The organism is Enterobacter sp., assembly GCF_977039595.1.
In genome coordinates, this window is record NZ_CDRQYH010000045.1 from 1 (window position 1) to 23,980 (window position 23,980).

Here is a 23,980-nt window from a genome sequence, read left to right on the forward strand (position 1 = left end):
CTGACGGCGCTTAGTGCTGAATTCACTATCGGCGAAGGTGAGTTGATGGCTCATGATGTCCCTCTGGGATGCGCTCCGGATGAATATGATGATCTCATATCAGGAACTTGTTCGCACCTTCCTTAACACTCGCATTAGGGCCATTAATCGGAAACATAGCAAATGCTCTTATAAAAGAAAAGGTTGATAACTCCAAGTCAATCATTTTTGATGATTTGGAAAGGTGTAAAATAGATCAAGAAGATATATTTGGTGCAATAAATAAATACATCGAACACCATCAATGCAAAGTGATTGTAATTGCGCATGATAAAAAATTACAGGAAGGTTTGACAGATAAAAAAGAAAAAATCTTCGGGCAAATTCTAAAAGTCTCACCAGATATTCAGGGCGCCTTTAATCAATTTATCAAAAGAAGCAAGGCACCAAAAGCTTTTGAAAGTGTTAAAGATATTATTTATAAATCTTTTATTGCTTCGCAATGTAAATCATTAAGAGTATTAGATTACGTAATTAATGATTGTGCAAGGTTCCTACCTTGTATTCCTGAAAATTTATATAATGATAAAAGATTATTGTCAGAATTATTTGTTTTGTTTACCGCAATAGATATAAACTATAGGCTAGGTCAATTAAGAGACAAAGACATTGAATCAAGAAATTCTGTTTATTATTACATGAATAAGGATAAAAATGCAGAAGATATATTTGATACAATAAAAAAGAATTATAAAAAAAACGAAGTCCTCTTAAATATTGAAAGTGATTTGATTTCAAATGAAATTTTAATCAATACGATTATTAATGGCGTATATATAAAAGAGCAAATCCATGACTGCATAAGTAAAAGCCGTCATTTTATGAAACCAGAGAGCTATGGACCTTGGTTTACTATCTTGAGCTTCGACTCATGCAAAACTGAAGAGGTGGATAAAGCGTTAGAAGAACTTTATGCTCTCTTTGAGAATATGCAGTTAGTCGAAAACGGTGAAATCCAGCATTCTATCAATGTATTGTTTTTATTATCAGATGCTCAACATATTGATAAAAGTTTTGATGAAATATATTCATTTTTTTTAGACTACGTTAAAAAATTACAATGTAATGATAAATTCCTACCCGCTGATCTCTTCACAGAATATGATCCAATTCGTGATTCAGCTTATGGATATGGATTTTGGATAAATGATTCTTATAGAAAATACTCAGCGAAATTGTACAAAATATTAATGGAGCATAGACAAATATCCTTAAGAAAAAAATATCCAATTTTTAGAGCTGAGCTGAAAACAAATTTAAAGGAAGATACCGGAAAGTTTTGTGAACAAATTTCTAGAAATGGCTTCAGAGAGATAAATATATATGGTTATATTCCGATTCTAGCAAGTTTCAAACCTCATGAATTTGTTGATCTATGGCTTAGTATTGATATGTCAAAATGGCATAGTGTTAGAACAGCCCTAATAAATCGATACTCTGGCGGATCATTGCATGGTGATTTAGAGGACGAGGGAAAATGGCTAAAGTTTGTCAAAATGAATCTTAAATATCGTGCATCTAAGGGAACTGGTATCGACAAATTGAGAATTTCAAGATTGTTGATGGGACTGTAAATTAGGTCCCTCTTAAAAAATGTCGCAAAAGTGTTACAGCAACTTCCTGAGACTCGTTTATTAAATCAAGGTGACAGGTCGGCACGGAGCGGGTTAGTCATCTTCTTGCTCACAGAAGTCTGATTAATTGTTGCGAGTTATATGTCAGAGTTGGATCTCACTTATTTCAAGATATGTTTATTGACGGAGAATAATTTTGAATCTGCGCAAAGATGGATATCCACAAGGTCCGTTGGTACGGGCTGTATGGGAGTGCTGTGATGAACTTTATGAGAAACTAGGCCGAGCCCCCTCCCGCCAGGAATTTAATGACGAAATTGGTAAACGCGAACCACATCGTATAGGTATTAGTACACATTCTCGCCAATGGGGAGAGTGGATGCGTCATCATAATTTCTCAACATTTGTTGCTAGTGAGTCGGGTATCATCCCTGAAGAAATGCACTATCCACAATACCTACGTGTATGGTATGCCGTGACACAACTCGGTTCCGCCTCTGCTGCAAATATTGTTAAGTGGATCCGTAACAGCAACGCCACTCTGAAAGAAACCGAGATTCGCATTCAACTGGATGCATTAACTGTTAATAGCAATTCACGTTATCGATATCTTGGTAGCCGTAAAAGCGCTCGTACTGACCAGGGCAATCCATACGACGTGTTGTTTCGTACAGGAAACCTACGAAATACACGGTATGAACTATATATCCAAGAACTGCACGGTATATGGGATATTGGCGATGATGGGAGAACACCAGTTCAGATTGCTGTCCCAAGGCCATATGATCGGTTAGTACTTGAAATGAGGGATGAATTATTCACGGAGTCGCCGGAGGATGAAGGTGACATCCGTCTAAAGGCTTTACGTGAAGTTATTGTTCGGGAAGGACAACCCGTATTTAGACGAAAACTAATCGAAGCTTATGACGGCAGATGTGCGGTAACAGGTTGTTCTATCCAGGTGTTACTAGAGGCTGCTCATATAACACCTTATGCCGGTTCCTGGCATACCCGCGCCCAGCATGGTTTATTATTGAAAACAGATATTCATACTTTATTTGATCGTGGTTTGCTCTGGATTGATGCTGAGCTAAAAATAAGAATATCTGAACAGCTCGTTGGGACGGAATATGCAGAGTTAGATGGCAGGTACCTTAGGTTGCCAAAAGATAAGAAAGACTGGCCGTTAATCACTCATTTGCAAAATCATCGGCAATATTGGAGTGATAAATATAATTATGGTTAATGCACTTAATCCAGAAACGTCACTTCCTCGCTCTCGAAGGAATTGATGGAATTAAATCATGTCCACTCTTGGTTAAGAGTGGACTATAAACATGGTAACCGCTTAACTAAATATAAATTTTATTGAGAATATTGTTTAACTATGCATGATTAGATTTAGCGAGTTAACTTCATCTAAATCATATTTTTTAGCAAACCTTTTCCATCTTTCGACAAGAGCTCCATGGTTAACTTTATACGTTACATGCAGCTTTTTACCATGATATCTTATGTACTCTTTATCTTTGATCTGTGGGGAAAAGTAAATTACGAATGAGTTCGGTTCGATTGCAAATAGATCCAGATCGTAAAGAGTATGCATATCACAGCGCAATAATAGTCCATTGCTGACATGATTATGTGTATCATTTTTGTATGCAGTGATATGTGCCGCTTCGAGGATATCAACTATTTCACAGCCACTTACTGCACATTTTGCTTCTTGATTTAACAAATTGTCACGGAAACTTTTTTGCCCGCGCCTTTGCTTAATTTGCCGTAAAACCGCCTTGCGCTGATCATCTACATCGAGACAAGTATCATCAATGTCAGCTTCAGAAGACTCCAACTGAATGATGCCACTAAATAGACTACTTGCCCATTCAAAATCAATTTCTTGAATTGAACTTTGAACGTTGTATCGCGGTGTACGAGTTACTAAATCCATCATGGAGATAGAATTAATGGGCATGTAGTTGTGCTTATACTCAGCTTTAAATTTGAGTGCCGGCACGTTTTCTACTTTGGGCTGCTCAAATTCATGATCATTGCTGCATCGCCACTTTGGATTTTTTGATTTTCGAAGGGGCAATTTTGCTGGTGTGCAATTCTCATATGGGCATCGGTTACGAGCTTTTAGATATGGGGAAGATGATAAATTATCTATAACTGATATACCCAGAACGTTATTCCTATCAGTTATTATGACAATATCTCCTTTTTTGACTTGCTTATGGTTTGGTACAAAATTGTCATATTGATAAAAACTAGTTGAGTCATCGTGATAACCATTATTCCCAAAGTACCGGAGATCATCATTACCTACTGCTTTAAAAGACCATGCTTTCTGATTCATCCGTTTGATTCCATCATAAAAAATTACAATTGATCATAAAGCAATAATGGGATGTTGAGAACAGAGTGTACAATTTATGATCTTCTGTAGCACTTCAAGTATAGATGATAGCTTCTAATGTATGCTCCTCGCTCCTAATGAACATTCAACAAACAGCGCTGTACTTTGCGTAAGGCCGAAATCCTGCTTCTAACCTAGCAGAATCCCGGCCCCCCATCATCCGCCTCAATGCGCCGAAATATACGGCTCCTTCACAAACTCAGCCAGCAGCCAGACCATATCATGCAGTAGCCCGGTGAGTTCTTTCGCCACGCCCGCAGGCAGTGTCCCGCCCATCACCGCCAGCGTTAACGCTACGGCATAGTCTACTTGCAGCGTCGTCTCTTGCCAGCAGTCCGGCACGCAGGAGGTAATCTTTTCCCCTGCGATCAACTGTTCAACCAGATACGAAGGCAGTTCGTCATCGCAGCATTCCCGCAGCCGCTTAAGCGCAGCCAGCAATCGCTCACAGAGTGTGGCAAACGTCACCGCATCGTCAGTTTCCACCAGCACGCTCACATACGCAGTGCAGGCGTCAGCCAGTTCAAAGAGATCCGCAGAATCGGGAAGTTGCAGGTGGAGAAGGTGATAAACATCGCTTTCCTCAGAAAGTGCGTAAGTCAGGGTATGGATAGTTGTCATGTAGTATTCCTTTTCAAAAAAAATCCAGACCACCACATAAGTTCCTACGCTCATGGGTGGTAGCGCTGACGGAGGTAGGAATGCCGCACATGACAAAACGGCCAACCTTTCGGTTGCTCCGCCAGCGCGACCGTATTTTAACGGGATGAGCGCTGTCGCGACAAAAATAATTGCCGAGTCATGTTAAACGGGTTCCTACGCCCGGTTACGGATGTGCCGCAACGCAGGCACTTTACGACCGTGAAGAAGGGATGAAAAGGGATGCCCCTGAATTACATAAGGTTGCTTGCAGGTTTGCGAGGTGGCTTCCAGAAGGGCATTGCCGGGTGGCGGCTACGCCTTACCCTGCCCACGAAAACACCAAACCTCCTCACGTCATGGGGTATTAATGTGGGATCATCAATAACTCCCTTCACGCAGACCTTTTCATTTTGCTCAACCCTTCTAATAACGCCTGCGTCGCGCGGGAAGATTTGCCCGCATGCGAACAAACCAACCCAAACTCCCGGCACAGCGAAGGCGTCACGGGCACGATGCACAAACCGCGTAATTCACCTGGCAGGGCGGATTCCGGTATAAGCGCGACGCCCATACCTTCGCGTACCAGCAGGCAGGCGCTGATCCAGTCGCGGATGGTCACGCGTACGTCAGACAACCGCAAGCCAGCCTGTTCCATCAGGCTTTTTCCATTAACGGCACAACCTCCTGTGGCGAGTACAAAAGGCTGGTCTGCCAGTTCCTCAAGGGTGATGCCGCGTGCGCGTGCATCACGAGCCTGACGGTGGCTGGCCGGCAGCACCGCGACCCATGCATCCTGTCCCAGGATCGCATCCGCGCGTCCGGGAACAGGATTCATGACCACACCCAGATCAACCGTATCTGCCGCAATCCATTCCTCAACTTCCTGGTCCGTCCCTTCCAGTACAACCACCTCGATTTCAGGATGCAGGCGCTTAAAGTCCCGCAGCAGTCCTGGCAAAAATGTGGATGTCACCGAAGGAAAACTGGCAAGACGAATGCGCCCGCCACTTAAGCCCTGGCTCTCATCCGCCAGTACGCGGATGGCGTCCAGTCGCGCCAGCATGCTCCTTGCCTCTTTGACCACCTGCTCGCCCAGGGCCGTTACGCCGATGTGGCGTCGCTCACGCGTGAATACCGCAAATCCTAGTGCGGCCTCTAACTGCGCGATCGCCTAGCTGGCGCCCGACTGCGTCATGCCGACCTCTTCAGCAGCACGCGAAATGTTACTCGCGTCCGCCACGGCAACCACCAGGCGCCAGTGCAAAAGATTCATCATGGGTATCAGTAGTTCAGCTAATAGTTGATTTATGAATCATTAATTTTACAGTGAGAGCGGCGTTAAGCACAGTGTAGGCAAACCGAATCTTTATCACTTAGCCGCTTTAACGGAGAGACTATGAAACTCTATTACGCCCCGGACACCTGTTCACTCTCACCCCATATCGTGCTTCGCGAACTGGCGATTGAGTTTGAACTGGTTAAAGTGGACAACAGGAGCAAGCATACCGCTGACGGGCGCGACTTCCTGACCATTAACCCTAAAGGGTATGTCGCTGCGCTTGAGTTGAATGACGGGAAAATACTGACCGAAGGGCCAGCGATTTTGCAGTACCTCGCGGACCTCAAGCCGGAGAGGGGGCTGGCACCGCGAGCAGATAGCTGGGAGCGGGTGCGGCTTCAGGAATGGCTTAACTTTATCACCAGTGAAATACACGCCGGATCGGCACCTCTTTTCAACCGCGCGCTGCCCGAAGAGGTCAAAACTATTTTTCGCGAGAAGCTGTTCAGGCTGTTCGATTTTCTTCAGGAGACGCTCTCCACCAGCGCTTATCTGACGGGAGCGTCATTCAGCGTGGCAGATGCCTATCTTTTCACCGTGCTGGGGTGGGCCAGGTTCTTCGCCATTGAGCTGAGCCCCTGGCCTGCGTTGCTGGAGTACAGGGAAAAAATCAGTGCCCGTCCAGCGGTGCAGGCCGCATTAGTTGCGGAAGCGACTCAGTGAGACTCTAAAGCGGGTTTTTGCCGATCGTGAGTGAATATCTGCCATTTTATGTCCGACGTGCTCAGGGTAAAGACGGCAGTGGCCAGCGTGTTCTCTTCATCCGGGTCCTGTGGCGAGAGACGATAAATCGGGAGCGCGGGATCATGCTGGTCTGAAAGAATACCCAGTGCTGCCGCATCATCAAGGTGAGATTGCGTCTCCAGCCAGGCGTTTAGCCGCTGCTGGCGTGACCGGGAGCTGTCAGTGATCACCTGCTCAACCGCATCAAGCTGAGGGTGGATAAGGTGATTAGCATGGGCGAAAACCTCCCGCAGCGGCATAACGGAACAGCCTGTTCCCGTAGCCTCCACGCTAAACAGTCGGCTGTCTCCCATTTGTCCCACCGTATGGTGAAATGCACCGGCGCGTGGCTCGGTAGTCAGTATGGAGATGGCTTCAGCTAGCGTGGCGGCATTCAGCGCGGCGCGGGCAAGTATCTGGCGCGGCATGCCGTCCGGACGGTGCAAAGCGCGTATGTTATTCACCGTATTCACTACGCCCTTTTCGTTTACGGCGAAGGTATGTCCGCAAATCGATCCCGGATAAGCAAAACTGGTGAACGCCAGGCCGTCATCCGGGGTGATGCTGACGATGGCGCAGTCATTGCGAAGCTGCGGGAAACCGTCTTCATTATGCGCGATCATCAGCTCTCCCTCAGCGGTGCTTCCCGCTACCGTGGTGCAGCCATCGGAGGTTGAGCGCACCAGATCGCCACGGCAGTTCCAGGCAAACACCTCATCAAACGGTGCATCCAGGCCCTCGGCCAAACCTTCCAGCTCCTGCCAGATCGGGGGATATTGAGACTGGACCCGCGAGCGCATGCTCCGGGTCTGTTCTGCGTCTTTCATGGCGGTAACGGTTTGCCACAAGGCCGTTTGCGTCAGTTTTGCATGCCAGGCCTCGCGGCCGAACGCGCCAAGCGCCTGACCTACTGCAAAAGCGGAACCACGAATGTCGATTTTTTTCATAGGGTTATCATTCACTTCTATTCAGGATACGTGTTGCAAAAATTCTTTCAGGCGTGGATTGCGACTGCTATTCAGCAGCATATCAGGTGGACCATCTTCGGCAATGGTACCGCCATCAATAAAGATGAGCCGCGATGCCACATCGCGGGCGAAGCCGATTTCATGGGTCACAATCACCATAGTCATGCCTTCTTCTGCCAGCGAGCGCATGACTTTCAGCACCTCATGCCGTAATTCGGGGTCCAGCGCTGATGTCGGCTCATCGAACAGCATCATTTTCGGCTTCACCGCCAGGGCTCTGGCGATGGCCACGCGTTGCTGCTGACCGCCAGAGAGCTCTGATGGGTAGTGACTGGCGCGTTCGCGTAAGCCAACGCGGTCCAGCAGCGCCAGCGCCTGTTCCCGCGCGGCGGCTTTGCTCTGTTTGCGTACGCGAACCGGACCAAACATCACATTCTCCAGCGCCGTCAGGTGGGGAAACAGATGGAACTGCTGAAACACCATCCCGGCTTCACGGCGGATATCACATTCGTTAGCGTGAGGATCGGTAATATGCATTCCCGCTACCAGCAGCGTGCCGGAGGAAATTTCCTCCAGCTTGTTAATGCAGCGCAGCAGCGTCGATTTGCCCGAACCGGAAGGTCCGATGATCACCACGACTTCGCCAGCATCAATTTTTAAATTGATGTCGTGCAGCACCCGAGTGGCACCGAAATTTTTCGACACCGCGCTAAATTCAACCATGCTCATAAAATATGGATCCTCTTCTCCAGTTGCTTCAGCAGGAAACTCAGGCACAGCGTCACCAGCAGGTAGATCATTGCCACTGCGGTCCAGACTTCCAGCGCGCGGAAATTACCGGCAATAATTTCTTGCCCCTGACGAGTCAATTCCGCCACACCAATCACAATAAACAGCGAGGTATCTTTAATACTGATAATCCACTGATTACCTAACGCAGGGATCATACGGCGTAATGCCAGCGGCATAATGACATGCCATAGCGTGCTGCGCTGGGATAATCCCATTGCCAGGCTGGCCTCTCTAAAACCTTTATTAATTGAGAGGATCGCTCCTCGGGTGATTTCTGCAATATAAGCGCCTGAGTTAATCACAATGGTCGTAATGGCCGCCGTTACCGGGTCGATATGAATCGGTAACACCATGGGGAGTGCGAAGTAAATAAACATCACTTGCACCATAATAGGCGTTCCGCGGATTAACTCGACAAAGACTAAAGAGACTGTCTTTGATATTTTTCCTCCGAGCGCCCGGCAGGTTCCCGCCAGCAGGCCAATAACAAAACCACCCAATAAACCTGATAATGAAATAATCAGCGTCAGTTGTAGTCCTTGCAACAGCAGCGGCAGGGACTCCCAAATATATTTACTGTCGAAATTCATATATTACCCGTTAAGATGCAACGAGGTCGGATCGCTCCGACCTGGCGGGATTATTTTGGCTGTTTAGCAAACCACTTCACGTAAATCTTGCTGTACGTCCCGTCCGCACGTAACGCATGCAGCGCAGCGTTGATCTTCGGCGTCAGAGCGCTGTTCTTCTGCATGGCAAAGCCATAGTGCTGCGGCAGAATGCTGTCAGTCTCGCCGGTCGATTTCACTTTGCCATCACCCGCCGTTTTTACGTAATAGAGCACGTTGGGGGAATCATGCACCACGGCATCAAGGTTACCGGCCTGCAAATCAAGATAGGCGTTGTCGATATTCGGGAATTCAACATAGTTCGCCTTATATTTGCTTTTCATAAAGCTGGCCGCCGCCGTTCCCTGCTTTAATCCCACTTTCTTTCCTGCTAAATCGCTGAATTTAGTAATGGTGTTATCGCTGCTTTTCACCGCCATTAATAAATCAGCATCATAATAACCGTCGCTGAAATCGACGACCTGTTTACGCGCGTCGGTTATCGTAATGCCCGCCATGGCGACATCCAGATTGCGTGATTGTAAACCCGGGATCAGTCCCCCAAAATCCATCGGGCGTAATTCGTAGCTGACATCCATTTTTTTAGCTATGGCATCCCACAAATCAATATCAAAGCCGACGTATTTATCGCCTTGTTTAAATTCAAAGGGGACAAAGGCGGTATCCACACCAACCGTTAATTTATCCTGCGCTTGTGCCACAAAACTGGCGGAGCAAGCGACCAGCGCTAACGTAACTTTTAATTTAGTGAATAATCCAGACATGATAACCCTCGGCGTCAGTGAAGTAGCGTGCATGAATGTCACCCGGCGAAATACATCGGCGGAATGGGAAAATAAAAAGTTGATATGCAGGGCGCACTTTCATGCGCCAGATTTAAAGCGAAAGCTTATGCGGGAATAATCTCATCCCGGCTGTCGGGTACCGGCGTCTGTGCGCCGTTCATTACCATTGAGAGAAAACTGTAATAGCCATTGATGCCGATCAGATCCACCACGCCTTTCTCGCCCCAGAGCGCGATAGCGTGCTGCCAGGTGGCATCGCTGACCTTCTGCTGCTCCTGTAACTCCTTGCAAAAGTGATAGACCGCCCATTCATCCGGCTGCAGATCCTCTGGAAGACGCTTTTCATTAATCGCCTGCACCGACGCGGCAGAAATACCCTTCTCGCGCGCTATCGGCGCGTGAATCGCCCACTCAACAGGCTGCGACCAGTGCCGCGCGGTCATCAAAATCGCCAGTTCCGACAGGCGCTGTCCCAGCGCGCTGCGATAACGCAGGTATTCTCCCATGCGTTGCGCATGCGCCATGAGCTCTGGACTGCGCAGCAGCGGCTCGAAAGGTGGCAGCAGCGCACCGCGGGGCCCGTTGATTATCTCTTCGGCCAACGCGCGCTGCTGGTCGTCCCACTCATGCTCCGCCAGCGGCGGTAAACGATTGATCATAATTTGCTGGTCTCTTCGCGAATCACGGTGTTCAGCGTGTCCATCACAAAGTCGAGCTGGCCAGGCGTGACGATAAACGGTGGTGCGATCAGGATATGGTCGCCGTACTGTCCGTCAATGGTTCCACCCATTGGATAGACCATCAGCCCACGTGACATACAGTTTGCTTTGATTGCTGCATGCAGCTTCAGGGCAGGATCGAAGGGGGTTTTGCTGGCTTTATCGCGCACCAGCTCAACCCCCGCAAACAAGCCGCGCCCGCGCGTATCACCGACGTGCGGTAATTCCCCCAGCACTTCACGCAATGCGTTGTGCAGGTAAGCCCCCTGTTGCCTGACCGCCTGCAGCAAATTATCGCGCGCAATCACCTGCTGCACGGCCAGGGCTGCGGAAGCGGCGGTCGCGTGGCAAATGTAGGTGTGCCCGTGCTGGAACAGACCGCTACCTGCCTGCAGCGCTGAGACAACCTTCTCGCTCGCTAATACTGCGCCAATCGGCTGATAGCCGCCCCCCAGCCCCTTCGCGATGGTCACCAAATCCGGCACCACATCATCCTGTTCAAACGCATGCAATGTGCCTGTGCGTCCCATGCCGCACATGACTTCATCCGCGATATAGAGGATGCCGTATTTATCACACAGGTTGCGCACGCCTTTAAGATAGCCCGGGGTGGGCGGCGTGGCGCCGGTGGTAGCCCCCACCACGGTTTCAGCACAGAAACCAATAATGGTGTCGGGACCGGCCTCAATAATGGCTTGCTCCAGCTCGTTGAGCAGGCGCGTGGTGTATTGCTGCTGGGTTTCGTCATCGCGGCGGTCGCGATATTCATTGCAGGCCGAAACGCGGATCACGTCGATCAGCAAGGGGGCAAACTGGCGGCGACGCCATTCGTTGCCTCCTACCGCGAGCGCCCCAAGGGTATTGCCATGATAGCTCTGCTTACGGGCGATAAATTTGGTGCGCGACGGCTGTCCGATCTCAACAAAATACTGGCGCGCCAGCTTAAGCGCGGTTTCAACCGCTTCCGAACCGCCCGAAACGAAATAGGCATAGTTAAGATCGCCAGGCGCCGTGCGCGTCAGCTGTTCAGCAAGCTGTTCAACGGTGTCGCTGGTAAAAAAACTGGTGTGGGCATAGGCCAGCCGATCGATCTGGCGATGCATCGCAGCCAGCACGTCCGGATGCGCGTGGCCTAAACACGAAACGGCGGCGCCACCGCAGGCATCCAGATACTGTTTTCCCTGTGCATCAAAAATGTACGCCCCCTGGGCGCGTACCGCCACGGCGGGCGTGCTGCGTAAACTGCGGTGAATGATATGGGTCATGCGGGTCCTGCTCCTGAATGCGCTGTGCTAATAAAGCGCATCTTGCAGGATCCATTTGTATCGCGTCAATTTCATTTTGATCCAAATGCATTCTGTTTTCTTATGCCGAATGCAAATGAATCATTTTTCAGGGTTCCCAGGGACCACATAGGCACCAGAGTCGATAAGATAGCGTTCAGCATTTTCGATTTTATTCACTGCATCCCGACCATGTCGCGCGACCAGCATCGCCAGTAAACACTCGGCGAGCCCCATACCCGACACTACGGAAGGGAAAAATGACGGGCTGTCGATAGAGAACAGCAGCGTGCAATCGGCAGCCTGGGCTAATGGCGAGACGGGAGAATCCGTGATGGCGACGATTGTCGCGCCCGCCTGCCGGGCTGCGCGCAGGACATCCAGCGACTCACGGGAATAGGGGGCAAAACTGGTGAGTAACAGGCAATCTTGTGCTGTTAATTCACGCGTGAACACTTCGATGTTGCTCGCCAGACCATCAATGAGCGACGCTTGACGATTAAACAGTCGATAGACATAAAACAGCGACCAGGCGATAGGAAAGCTGGCCCGGAAGCCGCAAATATAGACATTCTCAGCCGCGTCCAGCAGCGATACGGCCTGCTCCATCGCCTGATGGTTTTCGTGCTGTGTAAAAGCCAAATTTGCCTGATGCGCCTGAAACACCTCTTCATAAAGCTGAGGCTGAGTGCCTTTGGCGATCAGCTTCTCGGCTTTAGATACATATGTATCATTGCGCAGTCCGAGTTCATCAATGAATGCGTCCTTGAGTTCACCCCAGCCGTTGTAGCCTAATCGTTGCGCCAACCTCAGCAGCGTGGCGGGTTTCACACCGGCTTCACTTGCGAAGGCGCGCATCGATAGCACGACCAGTTGATTGGTATTCTGTAGCGAGAACTCGGCAGCACGCTGTAATTCTGCAGACAACTCACTGAATGTACTGACAATATTTTCCCTTGGATTCATAGCAAATAGTCCTGCTTTTTAAGGTTAGCGCTGCAGTTGTCAAGTGACGTTCGATCTTCGCAGACTGAACGGACTCGCGTTGTCCCGGAAACGGATGATGAAAACACAGCGTAAATAAGTCAACGGGGAGCTGAACAGAGAGCATCAGGCGTGTGAAACCCAACCTGACCGCGTCCCCAACCGTAGGCCCGCGCAAGCGCAGCGCCGCCGGGCACAGCCGCGCTGCCGTCACCCCTCGTTCAGCATCGTCAAAAACCGCTTCACCGTCCGCGAGCGTTCAAACCGCCGCCAGCAGAGCGCGATATCGGTATAAAGCTCCGGCGAGCTCAGCGCGTGGTAGGTGACATTCGGCGGAGAAATGGCCGCCATGGATTTCGGCACCAGCGCGAACCCGCCGCCGGCGGAAACCATGCTCAGGGAGGAGGAAAGCTGCGACGACTGCAGCGCGTGCTGCACGTCGATTCCGGCCCGCTCGCAGCAGCCGTGAACCCGCTCGTACAGCCCCGGCGCGACCTCCTGCGGGAACAACACTACTGGCGTATCCCGAAGCTGCTCTAACGCCAGCGAACCGCACGCCGCCAGCGGATGGTCGCGATGCAGCGCCACCACCATCGGCTCCCGGTCGAGGATTTTTAACTCGAACGCCTTGCTGCTCTCGCACGGCAGGCGCACGAAGGCGATATCCAGTTCACCCTCCGCCAGCATCGTCGTCAGCGACGACATATTGGCTTCCACCTGGTGAACCTGTACCGCCATGTTCTGCACCTGAAACTGGCGAATCAGCGCGAAAATTTTGGGATGAAAAGCGTCGGAGCTGGTGATGCCAATCGACAGGTTTCCGTTCAGCCCGCGCGCGATGCCGCGGGCTTTTTCCAGCGCGGCGTCGCTCAGCGCCAGGATCTTGCAGGCGTCCTCGTAGAAGGCTTCTCCCGCCTCTGTCAGCTCCACGCCCCGCGTCAGGCGCCTGAACAGCGGCGTGCCGACTTCCTCTTCGAGCCGTTTGATCTGCTGACTCAGAGGAGACTGTGAAATACCCAGCGCTTCGGCCGCCCTGGTGAAGTGTCGCTCGCGTGCAACCGCGACAAAATACCGCAGATAACGAAGTTCCATATCTAAAACGTCTCAAACCAGCATGGTTTCTATATTGGAACTCTCTGCTGAATCGGGTCAACATTTATTTAACCTTTCTAAATAAAGTTGAAGAGGACGAGCACGATGATGCATTCATCTGCCTGCGACTGTGAGGCCAGCTTGTGCGAGACCCTGCGCGGGTTTTCCGCCCAGCATCCTGACAGCGTGATCTACCAGACATCGCTAATGAGCGCCCTGCTAAGCGGCGTGTACGAAGGGGAGACCACCATCGCCGATTTGCTGGCACACGGTGATTTTGGCCTGGGCACCTTCAACGAGCTGGACGGCGAAATGATTGCCTTCAGCAGCAAGGTATACCAGCTGCGCGCCGACGGCAGTGCGCGTGCCGCGAAGCCGGAGCAGAAAACGCCGTTCGCGGTGATGACCTGGTTCCAGCCGCAGTATCGTATCACCTTCAATGCGCCGGTCAGCCGTCAGCAGATCCACGACGCGATCGACCAGCAGATCCCCTCCGATAACCTGTTCTGCGCGCTGCGCATTGACGGCAATTTCCGCCACGCCCACACCCGCACCGTACCGCGCCAGAAGCCGCCGTACCGCGCGATGACCGACGTGCTGGACGACCAGCCGGTGTTCCGCTTTAACCAGCGTGAAGGCGTGTTGGTCGGGTTCCGCACGCCACAGCATATGCAGGGCATCAACGTGGCGGGCTACCACGAACATTTCATCACCGACGACCGTCAGGGCGGGGGCCATCTGCTCGATTACCAACTGGAGAGCGGCGTGCTCACCTTCGGTGAAATTCACAAGCTGATGATTGACCTGCCCGCCGACAACGCGTTTTTACAGGCCAACCTTCACCCCAGCAATCTGGACGCAGCGATCCGTTCCGTCGAAAACTAACAGGAGAACTATCGTGAACAGTGAGAAACAGTCACGTCAGTGGGCGCACGGCGCCGATTTGGTTGTCGGCCAGCTGGAAGCGCAGGGCGTGAAGCAGGTGTTCGGGATCCCGGGGGCGAAAATCGACAAGGTCTTTGACTCCCTGCTGGATTCCTCCATCGAGATTATTCCGGTGCGTCACGAAGCGAACGCGGCGTTCATGGCGGCGGCGGTAGGGCGTCTGACCGGCAAGGCCGGGGTGGCGCTGGTGACCTCCGGGCCCGGCTGTTCGAACCTGATCACCGGCATTGCCACCGCCAACAGCGAAGGCGACCCGGTCGTGGCGCTGGGCGGGGCGGTGAAGCGGGCAGATAAAGCCAAACTGGTGCACCAGAGCATGGACACCGTCGCCATGTTCAGCCCGGTCACGAAATACGCCGTCGAAGTGAGTGCGCCGGACGCGATTGCTGAGGTGGTTTCCAACGCGTTTCGCGCCGCCGAGCACGGCAGGCCGGGGGGCGCTTTTGTCAGCCTGCCGCAGGATATTGTCGACCAGCCCGCCACGGGAGCAATTTTGCCTGCCAGCGGCCCGGCGCTGATGGGCCCGGCACCGGAATCCGCCATTAACGACGTGGCGAAGCTTATCGAAAAGGCCAAAAACCCGGTCATCCTGCTGGGGCTGATGGCGAGCCAGCCCGCCAACAGCGCCGCGCTGCGCAAGCTGCTGGAGAAAAGCCGTATTCCGGTCACCAGCACCTATCAGGCCGCCGGGGCGGTGAATCAGGAGCACTTCACCCGCTTCGCCGGACGCGTCGGTCTCTTCAATAACCAGGCGGGCGACCGGCTGCTCCATCTGGCGGATCTGATTATCTGCATCGGCTACAGCCCGGTGGAGTACGAGCCGTCCATGTGGAACAGCGGCGACGCCACGCTGGTGCACATTGACGTGCTGCCTGCCTATGAAGAACGTAACTACGTGCCGGATCTGGAGCTGGTGGGGGACATTGCCGAAACGCTGAACCTGCTCGCTAACCGTATCGACCATAAGCTCGAGCTGAGCCAGCGGGCCTCCGAAATTCTGGTCGATCGCCAGCATCAGCGCGATCTGCTCGATCGTCGCGGCGCCTCGCTTAATCAGTTCGCCCTGCATCCGCTGCGCATCGTGCGGGCCATGCAGGACATCGTCAATAACGACGTGACCCTCACCGTGGATATGGGCAGCTTCCACATCTGGATCGCCCGCTACCTCTACAGCTTCCGTGCGCGTCAGGTGATGATCTCCAACGGTCAGCAGACCATGGGCGTCGCGCTGCCGTGGGCGATTGGCGCGTGGCTGGTCAACCCGCGCCGCAAGGTGGTGTCGGTCTCCGGCGACGGCGGCTTCCTGCAGTCAAGCATGGAGCTGGAAACCGCGGTGCGCCTCAACGCTAACGTGCTGCACATCATCTGGGTGGATAACGGCTACAACATGGTTGCCATTCAGGAAGAGAAAAAATACCAGCGTCTTTCCGGCGTCGAGTTCGGCCCGGTCGATTTCAAAGTCTATGCCGACGCCTTTGGCGCGAAAGGCTTTGCCGTGGAGAGCGCCGACGCGCTCGAACCCACGCTGCGTGCGGCGATGGATGTGGATGGCCCGGCCGTGGTGGCCATTCCCGTTGACTACAGCGATAACCCGCTGCTGATGGGCCAGCTCCATCTCAGCCAGATTTTGTGACTCAACATAAGGACAGAGAAATGCAAAAAGTTGCTCTCGTAACAGGCTCAGGCCAGGGGATTGGTAAAGCGATTGCGCTTCGCCTGGTGAAGGATGGCTTTGCCGTCGCCATCGCCGACTATAACGCGGAGACGGCCAGAGCCGTGGCCGATGAAATCATCCGCAACGGCGGTAACGCCGTTGCCGTGAAGGTGGACGTCTCTGACCGCGAGCAGGTATTTGCGGCGGTAGAGAAAGCCCGCACCGCGTTGGGCGGTTTCCACGTGATCGTTAACAACGCCGGGGTTGCTCCGTCCACGCCAATCGAATCCATCACGCCAGAGATTGTCGATAAGGTCTACAACATTAACGTGAAAGGGGTGATCTGGGGGATCCAGGCCGCGATTGACGCGTTCCGCAAAGAGGGGCACGGCGGCAAAATCATCAACGCCTGCTCCCAGGCGGGCCACACCGGCAACCCCGAGCTGGCCGTCTACAGTTCCAGTAAATTCGCGGTGCGCGGCCTAACCCAGACCGCCGCGCGGGATCTTGCTCCGCTGGGGATCACCGTTAACGCCTACTGCCCGGGCATCGTTAAAACGCCGATGTGGGCAGAGATTGACCGTCAGGTTTCCGAGGCGGCGGGTAAACCGCTCGGCTACGGTACCGAAACCTTTGCCAAACGCATCACGCTTGGCCGCCTGTCCGAACCGGAAGATGTCGCCGCCTGCGTTTCATACCTGGCGGGACCGGATTCCGACTACATGACCGGCCAGTCTCTGCTCATCGATGGCGGGATGGTGTTCAACTAAATTCTAATAAGCTCTGACATGAGTTTTCCCCTGCACCCGTGCAGGGGCTTTTTTTTGTCTCCTCATCCATTGTGCATTACACTGCGCGCTGCAAAACTTTAGTCATTACGATCTGACAGGCGGTAACAGCGATGAACGGTACAATCACAACGTGGTTTAAAGATAAAGGCTTTGGATTTATCAAAGATGAAAACGGCGACAACCGCTATTTTCATGTGATTAAGGTCGCGAACCCCGATCTGATTAAGAAAGATGCCGCGGTGACCTTTGAGCCAACGACCAACAACAAAGGCCTTTCCGCCTACGCGGTGAAGGTGATCCCCGAAAGCAAACATCTCTATATCGCAGGCGAGCGCGTGAAGCTCAGCTCGATCAAGTCCTTCGTGGTGTTCAGCGAAGAAGAGCCTGCCGATACCAAAATCGACAAAGAGAATGCGGTGCTGTCGGTGGGGCTGCTGATGAACAGCATCAAGCCGAAATCTGATAAAAAGCCGGGCGAAATGCGCACGGTGAAGAAGCTGGCGATCACCACCTTCCAGAACACGACGCTGATCTTCACCGAAGATGAGATCGACATTGATGCCACGGTGAAGCTGCTGAAGTAATTGTAGGCCGGGTGGCGGCGATGCCTTACCCGGCCTGGAAAACCCGCGCCGCCGCACGGTTTACCCCATCCTGTGCTCGCCTCTTAACATAGCCTCACGGTCAAACACCTTCTGGATCGCCCCGTGCGCCATAAACGCCGCCCGGTCGGACATATGGGCAATCACGTCCGCGTCGTGGCTCACCAGCAGATAGGTCATCTCGTGCTCGGCCTTAAGACGGTTGAGCAGGTTCAGGATCTCCGCCTGCACCGACATATCCAGCGCCGAGGTCGGCTCGTCCAGCAGCAGAAGCTGCGGGCGCAGCAGCAGCGCGCGGGCAATAGCCACGCGCTGGCGCTGGCCGCCGGAAAGCTGGTGCGGGTAGCGCCTGCCCGCGTCGGCGGAAAGCCCCACCTGCTGCAGCGCATCCGCCACCTTTTCGGCAATCTGCGTTTCGCCGTGGATTTTTAACGGCTCCGACAGGGTGCGCGCAATGGTGTGGTTCGGGTGCAGCGACGCCCACGGATCCTGAAATACCATCTGCACGTTGCGGCGAAGCTCGCCTTTAAAACGTCGTCCTGGCGTTAACGCTTCTCCCAGTAGCGCAATACTGCCGCGCCACTCGCGCTGCAGCCCAGCCAGCACGCGCAGAAGGGTCGATTTGCCGCAGCCGGATTCACCGATCAGGCTGAACGTCTCGCCTCTCTCAATGCTAAAGCTGGCGGCCGAAACCGCCGTTTTTTCCCCGAAGGTGACCTGCACCTGGTTAACCTCAACGAGCGCCATCGTTGGCCTCCTTCCACGGCTGCGAACGATCGAGCGTCGGCAGCATCTGCCCATAGGTATTAGCGTCTGGACGACAGGTCCACAGGGTTCGCGTGTACGGATGCGTCGCCTGCGGGAGATGGCTTGCCGCCATCTCATCAACCTTTTCGCCCTGATACATCACCAGCACGCGGTCGCAGTGCTCCGCCACCAGCGGCAGATCGTGGCTGATTAACAGCATCGCCATCTGGCGTTCTTCGCACTGCTGCACCAGCAGCTCGAGGATCTGGTTGCGCAGGCGGGCGTCCAGCGCGGAGGTGGGTTCATCGGCAATCAGCACCTGCGGGTTGTTGATCAGCGCCATCGCAATCATCACCCGCTGGCCCATGCCCCCGGAGAGTTCGCCGGGATAGCGCTGGAGGACATGTTCGTTGAGTCCGACGGCGCGGAGGATGTCGTGAATGCGCGCCAGGCGTTCAGCGCGGGGCAGGCGCTGATGCAGGGTCTGCGCCTCATCAAGCTGAGCGGCGACGTTTTTCGCCGGATTCAGCGCGTAGCGCGGGTCCTGCAGGACCATCGCAATCCCGTTACCGCGCAGCGCCTGCCAGCGGCGGGCGTTCAGGGTCAGCAGGTCGTTGCCAAGCACGTTAAGCCGGTTGGCGCTTACAATACCGGGTTTGCGCACCAGACCCATCAGGGCGCGGGCGGACATGGACTTGCCGGAGCCGGATTCCCCCACCAGCGCCAGCCGCTCGTTGCCAAGCGTAAAGCTCAGATTGTTGACCACGCGCGCGGCGGGGTAGTCGATATTCAGCGCATCGACGATGACGCGGGGTTCAGTCATGCTGTGGCTCCAGAACGTCGCGCAGGCCATCGCCCAGCAGGTTAAACGCCAGGCTGGCAAACAGGATGGCCCCGCCCGGAATGGCGGCAATCCACCACTGGTCGAAAATCACCTGCATGCCGTCGGCAATCATCGCTCCCCATTCGGCCATGGGCGGACGTGCGCCAAGGCCGAGGAAGCCGAGACCGGCGGCGGCCAGAATAATGCCTGCCAGATCAAGCGCCAGCCGCACAATCGCGGACGGCAAACACAGGGGCAGAATATGCCCGACCAGCAGGCGCAGGCCGCGAATGCCCATCATCTCCGCGGCGGCCAGGTAGTCGCTGTGGCGCAGACGCTGAATTTCACTCCGCGCCTGACGCGCGTATGCGGGCCAGGTGGTTAAGGCCAGCGCCAGCGCGCCGTTGACCAGCCCCGGGCCAAGCATCGCCACAAACGCGAAGGCGAGGATCAGGCGAGGCATCGACATCACCACGTCGGTAAAACGCATCAGGATGCGCTCCAGCCAGCCGCCGTAGTAGCCGGACAAAATTCCCACCAGCAGCCCGGCGGGCAGGGTAATGACGGTAACCAGCGCCACCAGCCCGAGCGCCGGACGGGTGCCGTAAATCAGACGTGAAAGCAGGTCGCGCCCGTAGCTGTCGGTGCCCAGCCAGTGCTGGATATTGGGTGCCTGAAGGCGCGCGGCGGCGTCCTGCCAGTTCGGGTCAACCGGGGCCAGCAACGGCGCGAACAGGGCAATAACCCCCAGCAGCGCGATGGCAACCAGCCCGCAAAATGCGGCAGGGGAGCGGCGCAGCCGGCGTAAGAAGAGATATAACGGCATCAGCGTACCCTGGGATCGGTTGCCCGCACGAGCAGGTCGGTAAGGTTATTGATCAGGACAAAGCAGACGCCAATCAGCAGCGTGCCGCCCATGACCGCGGTGGTGTCTCCTGCGAACAGGGCGGTGGTGAGATAGCGCCCGATCCCCGGCCATGAAAAGACGGTTTCGGTTAATACCGCGCCCTCCAGCATGCTGGTGTAGGCCAGCGCGATCACCGTCAGCAGGGTGCTGCGAATGTTAGGCAGGACGTGTCGCAGCAGGATGGCCATCTCCCCGGCACCTTTTGCGCGGGCAAGCAGGATGTACTCTTTGTTCATTTCGCTCAGGCAGGCCGAGCGCGTCAGGCGGGTAATGCTTGCCAGCGAGTAATAGGCCAGCAGCAGCACCGGCAGCACCAGGTGGCTGAGGGCGTTGCGCAACGCCTCGCGATCGCCGGAAAGCCAGGTATCTATCAGCGCAAAGCCGGTACGCGGCTCGACGGTGAACTGCCAGAGATCGTCCAGCCTGCCGGGACCCGCGCTCCACTGCAGCTTCGCGTAGAACAGGGCCAGCATCAGCAGGCCGAGCCAGAAAATCGGCACCGAGTTGCCGAGCAGGGTGAGGGTTCTGATGGCTAAATCGAGCGGCGAACCGGCGTAGCGAGCGCACAGCACTCCGGCAGTCACGCCGAGCACGGCGCCGATGATTAATGCCAGCGTTGCCAGTTCCAGCGTGGCGGGGAAGGCGTGCAGCAGATCCTGCAGCACCGGCTGGCCGGTGGCGCTGGCGGTGCCTAAATCCCCGTGGGCAAGGTTTTGCAGGTAATGCCAGAACTGCACGGGCAGGGGCCGATCCAGCCCTAGCTGGTGGCGAACCTGATCGTACGTCGACTGGCTGGCGTGATCGCCGACGATCTGCAGCACGCGATCGACCGGTGAAAACGCCGAGAGCGCAAACGTGACGAGCAGCAGCCCGAAAAGCGTGAGCAGCAGGGTCAGCAGGCCCTGAAGCACGCGGGTGGAAAGATGTGGCATGGGAAATCTCTTCATGCCGGGTGCGGCTTCGCCTTACCCGGCCTACAAAAACCGATAACACAGGCCGGGTCAGCGCAGCGCCACCCGGCAACAAGGGCTACTTCGTGACGCGATCGTACCAGACCATATCCGCGTTCAGCCCCTGCTGATACCCCTTCACGTTATCGCGCACCACGATCTGGGTTTTGCCCTGATCGACGAACACGTACGGCGAGCTCTGCTGCAGCTGTTCCTGCATTTTCTTGTACAGGTCCAGACGCTTCGCCGGATCCGGCTCGGCAACCGCCGCCAGCGTGGCCTTGTTCAGCTCCGGGATTTTCCAGCCGTTCAGACCGGCCACGGTGCTGGATTTACCGTCGTTCCACGCGAAGGCGCTGGCGTTGGAGTGCGCATCGAAGTAGTCAGGGATCCACAAACGAATCGCCGCCTGATGCTGCTTAGCGCGCACGCGGGCATAGACCTGGCTCCCGGCTGCAGGCAGCAGATCCACCTTCACGCCACCCTGCGCAAAGCTCGCCTGCATTGACTGGGCAATGGTGATAAACGGCGGCTTGTTCTCCACGTCCAGCGTGAAGTGCGCGTCCTTAATGCCCGCTTTGGCGAGAATGGCTTTCGCTTTTGCCGGGTCAAACTTAAACGGGTTGTCTTCCAGCGCGCCCGGCAGGCCGACCGGCAGGAAGCTCTGATGAACAAAATACTGGCCTTTCAGCAGGTTCTTCGTGATGCCGTCATAATCGACCAGCCAGCGCGAGGCTTCCCAGAACGCCGGGTTGTTCAGAAGCGGGTTGGCGCTGTTGCCGGTGTTAAACACTAGGTAATTCTGCTCCGCAGAAGGGATGCTCAGCACCTTCACGCCCGGCTTGCCGTCCAGGGCGCTTATCTGATCTGCACCGAGATCGCGCGCCACGTCCGCATCACCCTGCTGGATCAGCAGGCGGCGCGAAGCCGGATCGGGGACGTTTTTAATGATGATGCTTTTCAGCTTCGGCGCGCCGCCGGGGGCGGAGTCGTTGGCTTCCAGCACGATGGCCTGATGCGGCTGATAGACGCGCATTTTGAACGCGCCGCTGCCCGCCGAGTGCATTTTCAGCCAGGCGTTGCCGAAGTCATTATCCTTCACGTTCGCGGCGACCTCTTTTTCATCCACGATAGAGGCAATCGGCGTGGAGAGAATATTCAGCGCCACCGACGGGCTCACGTCCGCCGTCCAGTGAAGCTGGAGGGTGTGATCGTCCACCTTTTTCAGCTGGCTGGCGATGTTGCTCGCGTCCCAGCCCAGCACGTTGAGAATAAAGGCCGGGGATTTGTTCAGCGTCACGGCGCGGGTGTAAGAGAAAATTACGTCTTCCGGGCGCAGCGGGTTGCCGGAGGCGAATTTCGCATCGGGCTTGAGCTTGATGGTCAGGGTTTTTGCTGCCGCGTCCGCTTCCCAGCTTTCTGCCAGAATCGGCGTGATTTTTTCCGGGTTATCGCGGTCCGGCTGCACCAGACGCTGGTACAGGCTCGGGACGGTCTGGATGCTGGAGAGCTCGTTGGCTTCGGCCGGGTCGAGGCTCACGATATCATCGAGCCCCTGGGCAACCACCAGCGTGTTGGGCGGAGTAGCGGCGTGGACAGCGCCTGAGAGCACAGCCAGCACCAGTAACGGCAACAGTTTTTTTGTCATAGCGATCCCTGAGAAGAATATATTGTGATTGTTTTATGCTCCGCTACGTTAGGTCGAGTGTGACATTCCGCAAAGTCGAAATTCAGCTTTACTTATGCCTTCCGGAAATATCGCATGCGCTCGGGCTATTAAAACACGCTGCTTTTCGCCTGCTTTTTAACCTGCTATAACAAATGCCTTACCTTTCAGGGAGTCACCGCCGTGCCCGAAATCAATCAACATGGTCAAACCGTTAACGATATCGTTCCGGACTGGAAAGGCGCGCGCGTATTAACCCGCACCCCGCTGTTCGGCCAGTATTGTCGCCTGGAGCCGCTGGACGCCGATCGCCACGCGGCCGATCTCTTTGAGGCCTACGCGCTGGGCGACGACAGCGACTGGACGTGGCTTGCCAGCACGCAGCCCACGAGCGTGGAAGCCACCGCGCACTGGATCGTGGCGAAGGTTATGGACGATGAGCTGGTGCCGTTTGCCGTCATTGATTTACGCACCGAGCGGGCGGTAGGGCTGGTGAGCTATATGGCCAACGAGCGGCTGCTCGGGTCGGTGGAGATAGGACACGTCACCTGGTCGCGTAAAATGAAAGGATCCCGTATCGGCACCGAAACGGTGTGGCTGCTGCTGAAAAATGCGTTTGAGCACGGCTACCGGCGCCTCGAGTGGAAGTGTGATTCCATGAACGTGGCCTCACGCAGGGCGGCGGAGCGGCTGGGGTTTGTCTGGGAAGGGCGCCTGCGCCAGAAGCTGGTGCGCAAAGGGCGCAACCGCGACAGCGATATGCTTTCTGTTATTGACGGCGAATTGCCACAAAGAGACGCGGAGCTGCGCGCCTGGCTGGCGGCGGAGAATTTTGACCATGAAGGGCGGCAGATAAAGCGGCTTGAGGCGTTTCGGTTATAAGTTTTTTATGTAGGGTACAGCGTAA

At 54.4% G+C, this 23,980-nt stretch carries 23 protein-coding genes and 1 pseudogene; 8 read left to right on the forward strand and 16 right to left on the reverse strand.

Annotated elements, in window-relative coordinates:
- The first annotated feature begins 107 nt into the window (after positions 1-107).
- Both ACWYRJ_RS14040 and ACWYRJ_RS14045 read left to right on the forward strand, forming a co-directional pair.
- A complete protein-coding gene (locus ACWYRJ_RS14040; RefSeq protein WP_455508114.1) occupies positions 108-1,613 on the forward strand; it encodes a hypothetical protein in 1,506 nt (501 codons plus the stop codon).
- 196 nt (positions 1,614-1,809) lie between these two features.
- Entirely contained in the window at positions 1,810-2,859 is a 1,050-nt protein-coding gene (locus ACWYRJ_RS14045) for an HNH endonuclease (protein ID WP_109081112.1), read from the forward strand.
- A 135-nt stretch (positions 2,860-2,994) separates the two neighbouring features.
- Here ACWYRJ_RS14045 and ACWYRJ_RS14050 read toward each other — a convergent pair whose 3' ends face one another.
- The 3 genes and pseudogenes from ACWYRJ_RS14050 to ACWYRJ_RS14060 form a co-directional block, all read right to left on the reverse strand.
- A complete protein-coding gene (locus tag ACWYRJ_RS14050; RefSeq protein ID WP_455508115.1) occupies positions 2,995-3,972 on the reverse strand; it encodes an HNH endonuclease in 978 nt (325 codons plus the stop codon).
- 225 nt (positions 3,973-4,197) lie between these two features.
- Positions 4,198-4,653: a hypothetical protein gene (locus ACWYRJ_RS14055; RefSeq protein ID WP_455508116.1), complete on the reverse strand. Its 456-nt coding sequence runs from the start codon at positions 4,651-4,653 to the stop codon at positions 4,198-4,200.
- 412 nt (positions 4,654-5,065) lie between these two features.
- Positions 5,066-5,950 (reverse strand): annotated as a pseudogene (locus ACWYRJ_RS14060) (LysR family transcriptional regulator).
- 120 nt (positions 5,951-6,070) lie between these two features.
- Between ACWYRJ_RS14060 and gstA the strand changes: the two are divergent.
- The gene (gene gstA, locus ACWYRJ_RS14065) at positions 6,071-6,676 is read left to right on the forward strand and encodes a glutathione transferase GstA (protein ID WP_455508117.1); all 606 of its coding nucleotides are present in this window, start codon (positions 6,071-6,073) and stop codon (positions 6,674-6,676) included.
- On the opposite strand, the gene ACWYRJ_RS14070 is transcribed toward gstA, so the two are convergent.
- The 8 genes from ACWYRJ_RS14070 to ACWYRJ_RS14105 form a co-directional block, all read right to left on the reverse strand.
- On the reverse strand, positions 6,670-7,683 hold the full coding sequence (locus ACWYRJ_RS14070; RefSeq protein ID WP_455508118.1) for a C45 family autoproteolytic acyltransferase/hydolase: 1,014 nt from the start codon (positions 7,681-7,683) through the stop codon (positions 6,670-6,672). The genes gstA and ACWYRJ_RS14070 overlap by 7 nt on opposite strands.
- Positions 7,684-7,704: 21 nt before the next feature.
- The gene (gene glnQ / locus ACWYRJ_RS14075; protein WP_111964479.1) at positions 7,705-8,427 is read right to left on the reverse strand and encodes a glutamine ABC transporter ATP-binding protein GlnQ; all 723 of its coding nucleotides are present in this window, start codon (positions 8,425-8,427) and stop codon (positions 7,705-7,707) included.
- A 2-nt stretch (positions 8,428-8,429) separates the two neighbouring features.
- Positions 8,430-9,086: a glutamine ABC transporter permease GlnP gene (glnP, locus tag ACWYRJ_RS14080; RefSeq protein WP_024906945.1), complete on the reverse strand. Its 657-nt coding sequence runs from the start codon at positions 9,084-9,086 to the stop codon at positions 8,430-8,432.
- A gap of 50 nt (positions 9,087-9,136) precedes the next feature.
- Positions 9,137-9,889: a glutamine ABC transporter substrate-binding protein GlnH gene (gene glnH / locus ACWYRJ_RS14085; RefSeq protein WP_455508119.1), complete on the reverse strand. Its 753-nt coding sequence runs from the start codon at positions 9,887-9,889 to the stop codon at positions 9,137-9,139.
- 125 nt (positions 9,890-10,014) lie between these two features.
- On the reverse strand, positions 10,015-10,569 hold the full coding sequence (locus ACWYRJ_RS14090) for a carboxymuconolactone decarboxylase family protein (RefSeq protein WP_181574023.1): 555 nt from the start codon (positions 10,567-10,569) through the stop codon (positions 10,015-10,017).
- On the reverse strand, positions 10,566-11,894 hold the full coding sequence (locus tag ACWYRJ_RS14095) for an aspartate aminotransferase family protein (protein WP_455508120.1): 1,329 nt from the start codon (positions 11,892-11,894) through the stop codon (positions 10,566-10,568). Before ACWYRJ_RS14095 ends, ACWYRJ_RS14090 begins: the two co-directional genes overlap by 4 nt.
- A 120-nt stretch (positions 11,895-12,014) precedes the next feature.
- Entirely contained in the window at positions 12,015-12,878 is an 864-nt protein-coding gene (locus tag ACWYRJ_RS14100; protein WP_455508121.1) for a MurR/RpiR family transcriptional regulator, read from the reverse strand.
- A 228-nt stretch (positions 12,879-13,106) separates the two neighbouring features.
- On the reverse strand, positions 13,107-13,988 hold the full coding sequence (locus tag ACWYRJ_RS14105; RefSeq protein WP_455508122.1) for a LysR family transcriptional regulator: 882 nt from the start codon (positions 13,986-13,988) through the stop codon (positions 13,107-13,109).
- Positions 13,989-14,093: 105 nt separating this feature from the next.
- Here ACWYRJ_RS14105 and budA point away from each other — a divergent pair, with 105 nt between their 5' ends.
- The 4 genes from budA to ACWYRJ_RS14125 all read left to right on the forward strand — a co-directional run bounded on the left by budA (position 14,094) and on the right by ACWYRJ_RS14125 (position 17,962).
- Positions 14,094-14,873 carry an acetolactate decarboxylase gene (gene budA, locus ACWYRJ_RS14110; RefSeq protein ID WP_455508123.1) on the forward strand — a complete coding sequence of 260 codons (780 nt, stop codon included), beginning with the start codon at positions 14,094-14,096 and terminating at the stop codon, positions 14,871-14,873.
- Positions 14,874-14,886: 13 nt separating this feature from the next.
- A complete protein-coding gene (gene alsS / locus ACWYRJ_RS14115; RefSeq protein ID WP_115874439.1) occupies positions 14,887-16,566 on the forward strand; it encodes an acetolactate synthase AlsS in 1,680 nt (559 codons plus the stop codon).
- 20 nt (positions 16,567-16,586) lie between these two features.
- Entirely contained in the window at positions 16,587-17,357 is a 771-nt protein-coding gene (locus tag ACWYRJ_RS14120) for a (S)-acetoin forming diacetyl reductase (protein WP_008499406.1), read from the forward strand.
- A gap of 131 nt (positions 17,358-17,488) precedes the next feature.
- Positions 17,489-17,962 carry a cold-shock protein gene (locus ACWYRJ_RS14125; protein ID WP_111964451.1) on the forward strand — a complete coding sequence of 158 codons (474 nt, stop codon included), beginning with the start codon at positions 17,489-17,491 and terminating at the stop codon, positions 17,960-17,962.
- A 60-nt stretch (positions 17,963-18,022) separates the two neighbouring features.
- Here ACWYRJ_RS14125 and ACWYRJ_RS14130 read toward each other — a convergent pair whose 3' ends face one another.
- The 5 genes from ACWYRJ_RS14130 to ACWYRJ_RS14150 all read right to left on the reverse strand — a co-directional run bounded on the left by ACWYRJ_RS14130 (position 18,023) and on the right by ACWYRJ_RS14150 (position 23,055).
- Positions 18,023-18,727 carry an ABC transporter ATP-binding protein gene (locus ACWYRJ_RS14130; protein WP_455508124.1) on the reverse strand — a complete coding sequence of 235 codons (705 nt, stop codon included), beginning with the start codon at positions 18,725-18,727 and terminating at the stop codon, positions 18,023-18,025.
- Complete coding sequence (locus ACWYRJ_RS14135) at positions 18,714-19,550, reverse strand: ABC transporter ATP-binding protein (protein ID WP_455508125.1); 837 nt, start codon at positions 19,548-19,550, stop codon at positions 18,714-18,716. The genes ACWYRJ_RS14130 and ACWYRJ_RS14135 overlap by 14 nt, the downstream gene beginning before the upstream one ends.
- Positions 19,543-20,376, reverse strand: coding sequence for an ABC transporter permease (locus ACWYRJ_RS14140; protein ID WP_455508126.1), 834 nt, complete (start codon positions 20,374-20,376; stop codon positions 19,543-19,545). The genes ACWYRJ_RS14135 and ACWYRJ_RS14140 overlap by 8 nt, the downstream gene beginning before the upstream one ends.
- Complete coding sequence (locus tag ACWYRJ_RS14145; protein ID WP_149366059.1) at positions 20,376-21,389, reverse strand: ABC transporter permease; 1,014 nt, start codon at positions 21,387-21,389, stop codon at positions 20,376-20,378. The genes ACWYRJ_RS14140 and ACWYRJ_RS14145 overlap by 1 nt, the downstream gene beginning before the upstream one ends.
- A 97-nt stretch (positions 21,390-21,486) precedes the next feature.
- Positions 21,487-23,055 (reverse strand): ABC transporter substrate-binding protein, encoded by a 1,569-nt coding sequence (locus ACWYRJ_RS14150; protein WP_455508127.1) that lies wholly within the window; start codon positions 23,053-23,055, stop codon positions 21,487-21,489.
- A gap of 201 nt (positions 23,056-23,256) precedes the next feature.
- On the opposite strand from ACWYRJ_RS14150, the gene ACWYRJ_RS14155 reads away from it, so the two are divergent.
- Positions 23,257-23,955, forward strand: coding sequence for a GNAT family N-acetyltransferase (locus tag ACWYRJ_RS14155; RefSeq protein WP_455508128.1), 699 nt, complete (start codon positions 23,257-23,259; stop codon positions 23,953-23,955).
- Positions 23,956-23,980: the final 25 nt, after the last annotated feature.

What these genes read in the sequence shown, in the direction of transcription:
- ACWYRJ_RS14150 (WP_455508127.1), bottom strand. Translation starts at nt 23,055, where the DNA reads ATGACAAAAAAACTGTTGCCGTTACTGGTGCTGGCTGTGCTCTCAGGC.
- ACWYRJ_RS14125 (WP_111964451.1), top strand. Translation starts at nt 17,489, where the DNA reads ATGAACGGTACAATCACAACGTGGTTTAAAGATAAAGGCTTTGGATTT.
- ACWYRJ_RS14105 (WP_455508122.1), bottom strand. Translation starts at nt 13,988, where the DNA reads ATGGAACTTCGTTATCTGCGGTATTTTGTCGCGGTTGCACGCGAGCGA.
- ACWYRJ_RS14130 (WP_455508124.1), bottom strand. Translation starts at nt 18,727, where the DNA reads ATGGCGCTCGTTGAGGTTAACCAGGTGCAGGTCACCTTCGGGGAAAAA.
- ACWYRJ_RS14055 (WP_455508116.1), bottom strand. Translation starts at nt 4,653, where the DNA reads ATGACAACTATCCATACCCTGACTTACGCACTTTCTGAGGAAAGCGAT.
- glnH (WP_455508119.1), bottom strand. Translation starts at nt 9,889, where the DNA reads ATGTCTGGATTATTCACTAAATTAAAAGTTACGTTAGCGCTGGTCGCT.
- ACWYRJ_RS14135 (WP_455508125.1), bottom strand. Translation starts at nt 19,550, where the DNA reads ATGACTGAACCCCGCGTCATCGTCGATGCGCTGAATATCGACTACCCC.
- ACWYRJ_RS14120 (WP_008499406.1), top strand. Translation starts at nt 16,587, where the DNA reads ATGCAAAAAGTTGCTCTCGTAACAGGCTCAGGCCAGGGGATTGGTAAA.
- ACWYRJ_RS14090 (WP_181574023.1), bottom strand. Translation starts at nt 10,569, where the DNA reads ATGATCAATCGTTTACCGCCGCTGGCGGAGCATGAGTGGGACGACCAG.
- budA (WP_455508123.1), top strand. Translation starts at nt 14,094, where the DNA reads ATGATGCATTCATCTGCCTGCGACTGTGAGGCCAGCTTGTGCGAGACC.
- ACWYRJ_RS14140 (WP_455508126.1), bottom strand. Translation starts at nt 20,376, where the DNA reads ATGCCGTTATATCTCTTCTTACGCCGGCTGCGCCGCTCCCCTGCCGCA.
- glnP (WP_024906945.1), bottom strand. Translation starts at nt 9,086, where the DNA reads ATGAATTTCGACAGTAAATATATTTGGGAGTCCCTGCCGCTGCTGTTG.
- gstA (WP_455508117.1), top strand. Translation starts at nt 6,071, where the DNA reads ATGAAACTCTATTACGCCCCGGACACCTGTTCACTCTCACCCCATATC.
- glnQ (WP_111964479.1), bottom strand. Translation starts at nt 8,427, where the DNA reads ATGGTTGAATTTAGCGCGGTGTCGAAAAATTTCGGTGCCACTCGGGTG.
- ACWYRJ_RS14050 (WP_455508115.1), bottom strand. Translation starts at nt 3,972, where the DNA reads ATGAATCAGAAAGCATGGTCTTTTAAAGCAGTAGGTAATGATGATCTC.
- ACWYRJ_RS14070 (WP_455508118.1), bottom strand. Translation starts at nt 7,683, where the DNA reads ATGAAAAAAATCGACATTCGTGGTTCCGCTTTTGCAGTAGGTCAGGCG.
- ACWYRJ_RS14100 (WP_455508121.1), bottom strand. Translation starts at nt 12,878, where the DNA reads ATGAATCCAAGGGAAAATATTGTCAGTACATTCAGTGAGTTGTCTGCA.
- ACWYRJ_RS14095 (WP_455508120.1), bottom strand. Translation starts at nt 11,894, where the DNA reads ATGACCCATATCATTCACCGCAGTTTACGCAGCACGCCCGCCGTGGCG.
- ACWYRJ_RS14145 (WP_149366059.1), bottom strand. Translation starts at nt 21,389, where the DNA reads ATGCCACATCTTTCCACCCGCGTGCTTCAGGGCCTGCTGACCCTGCTG.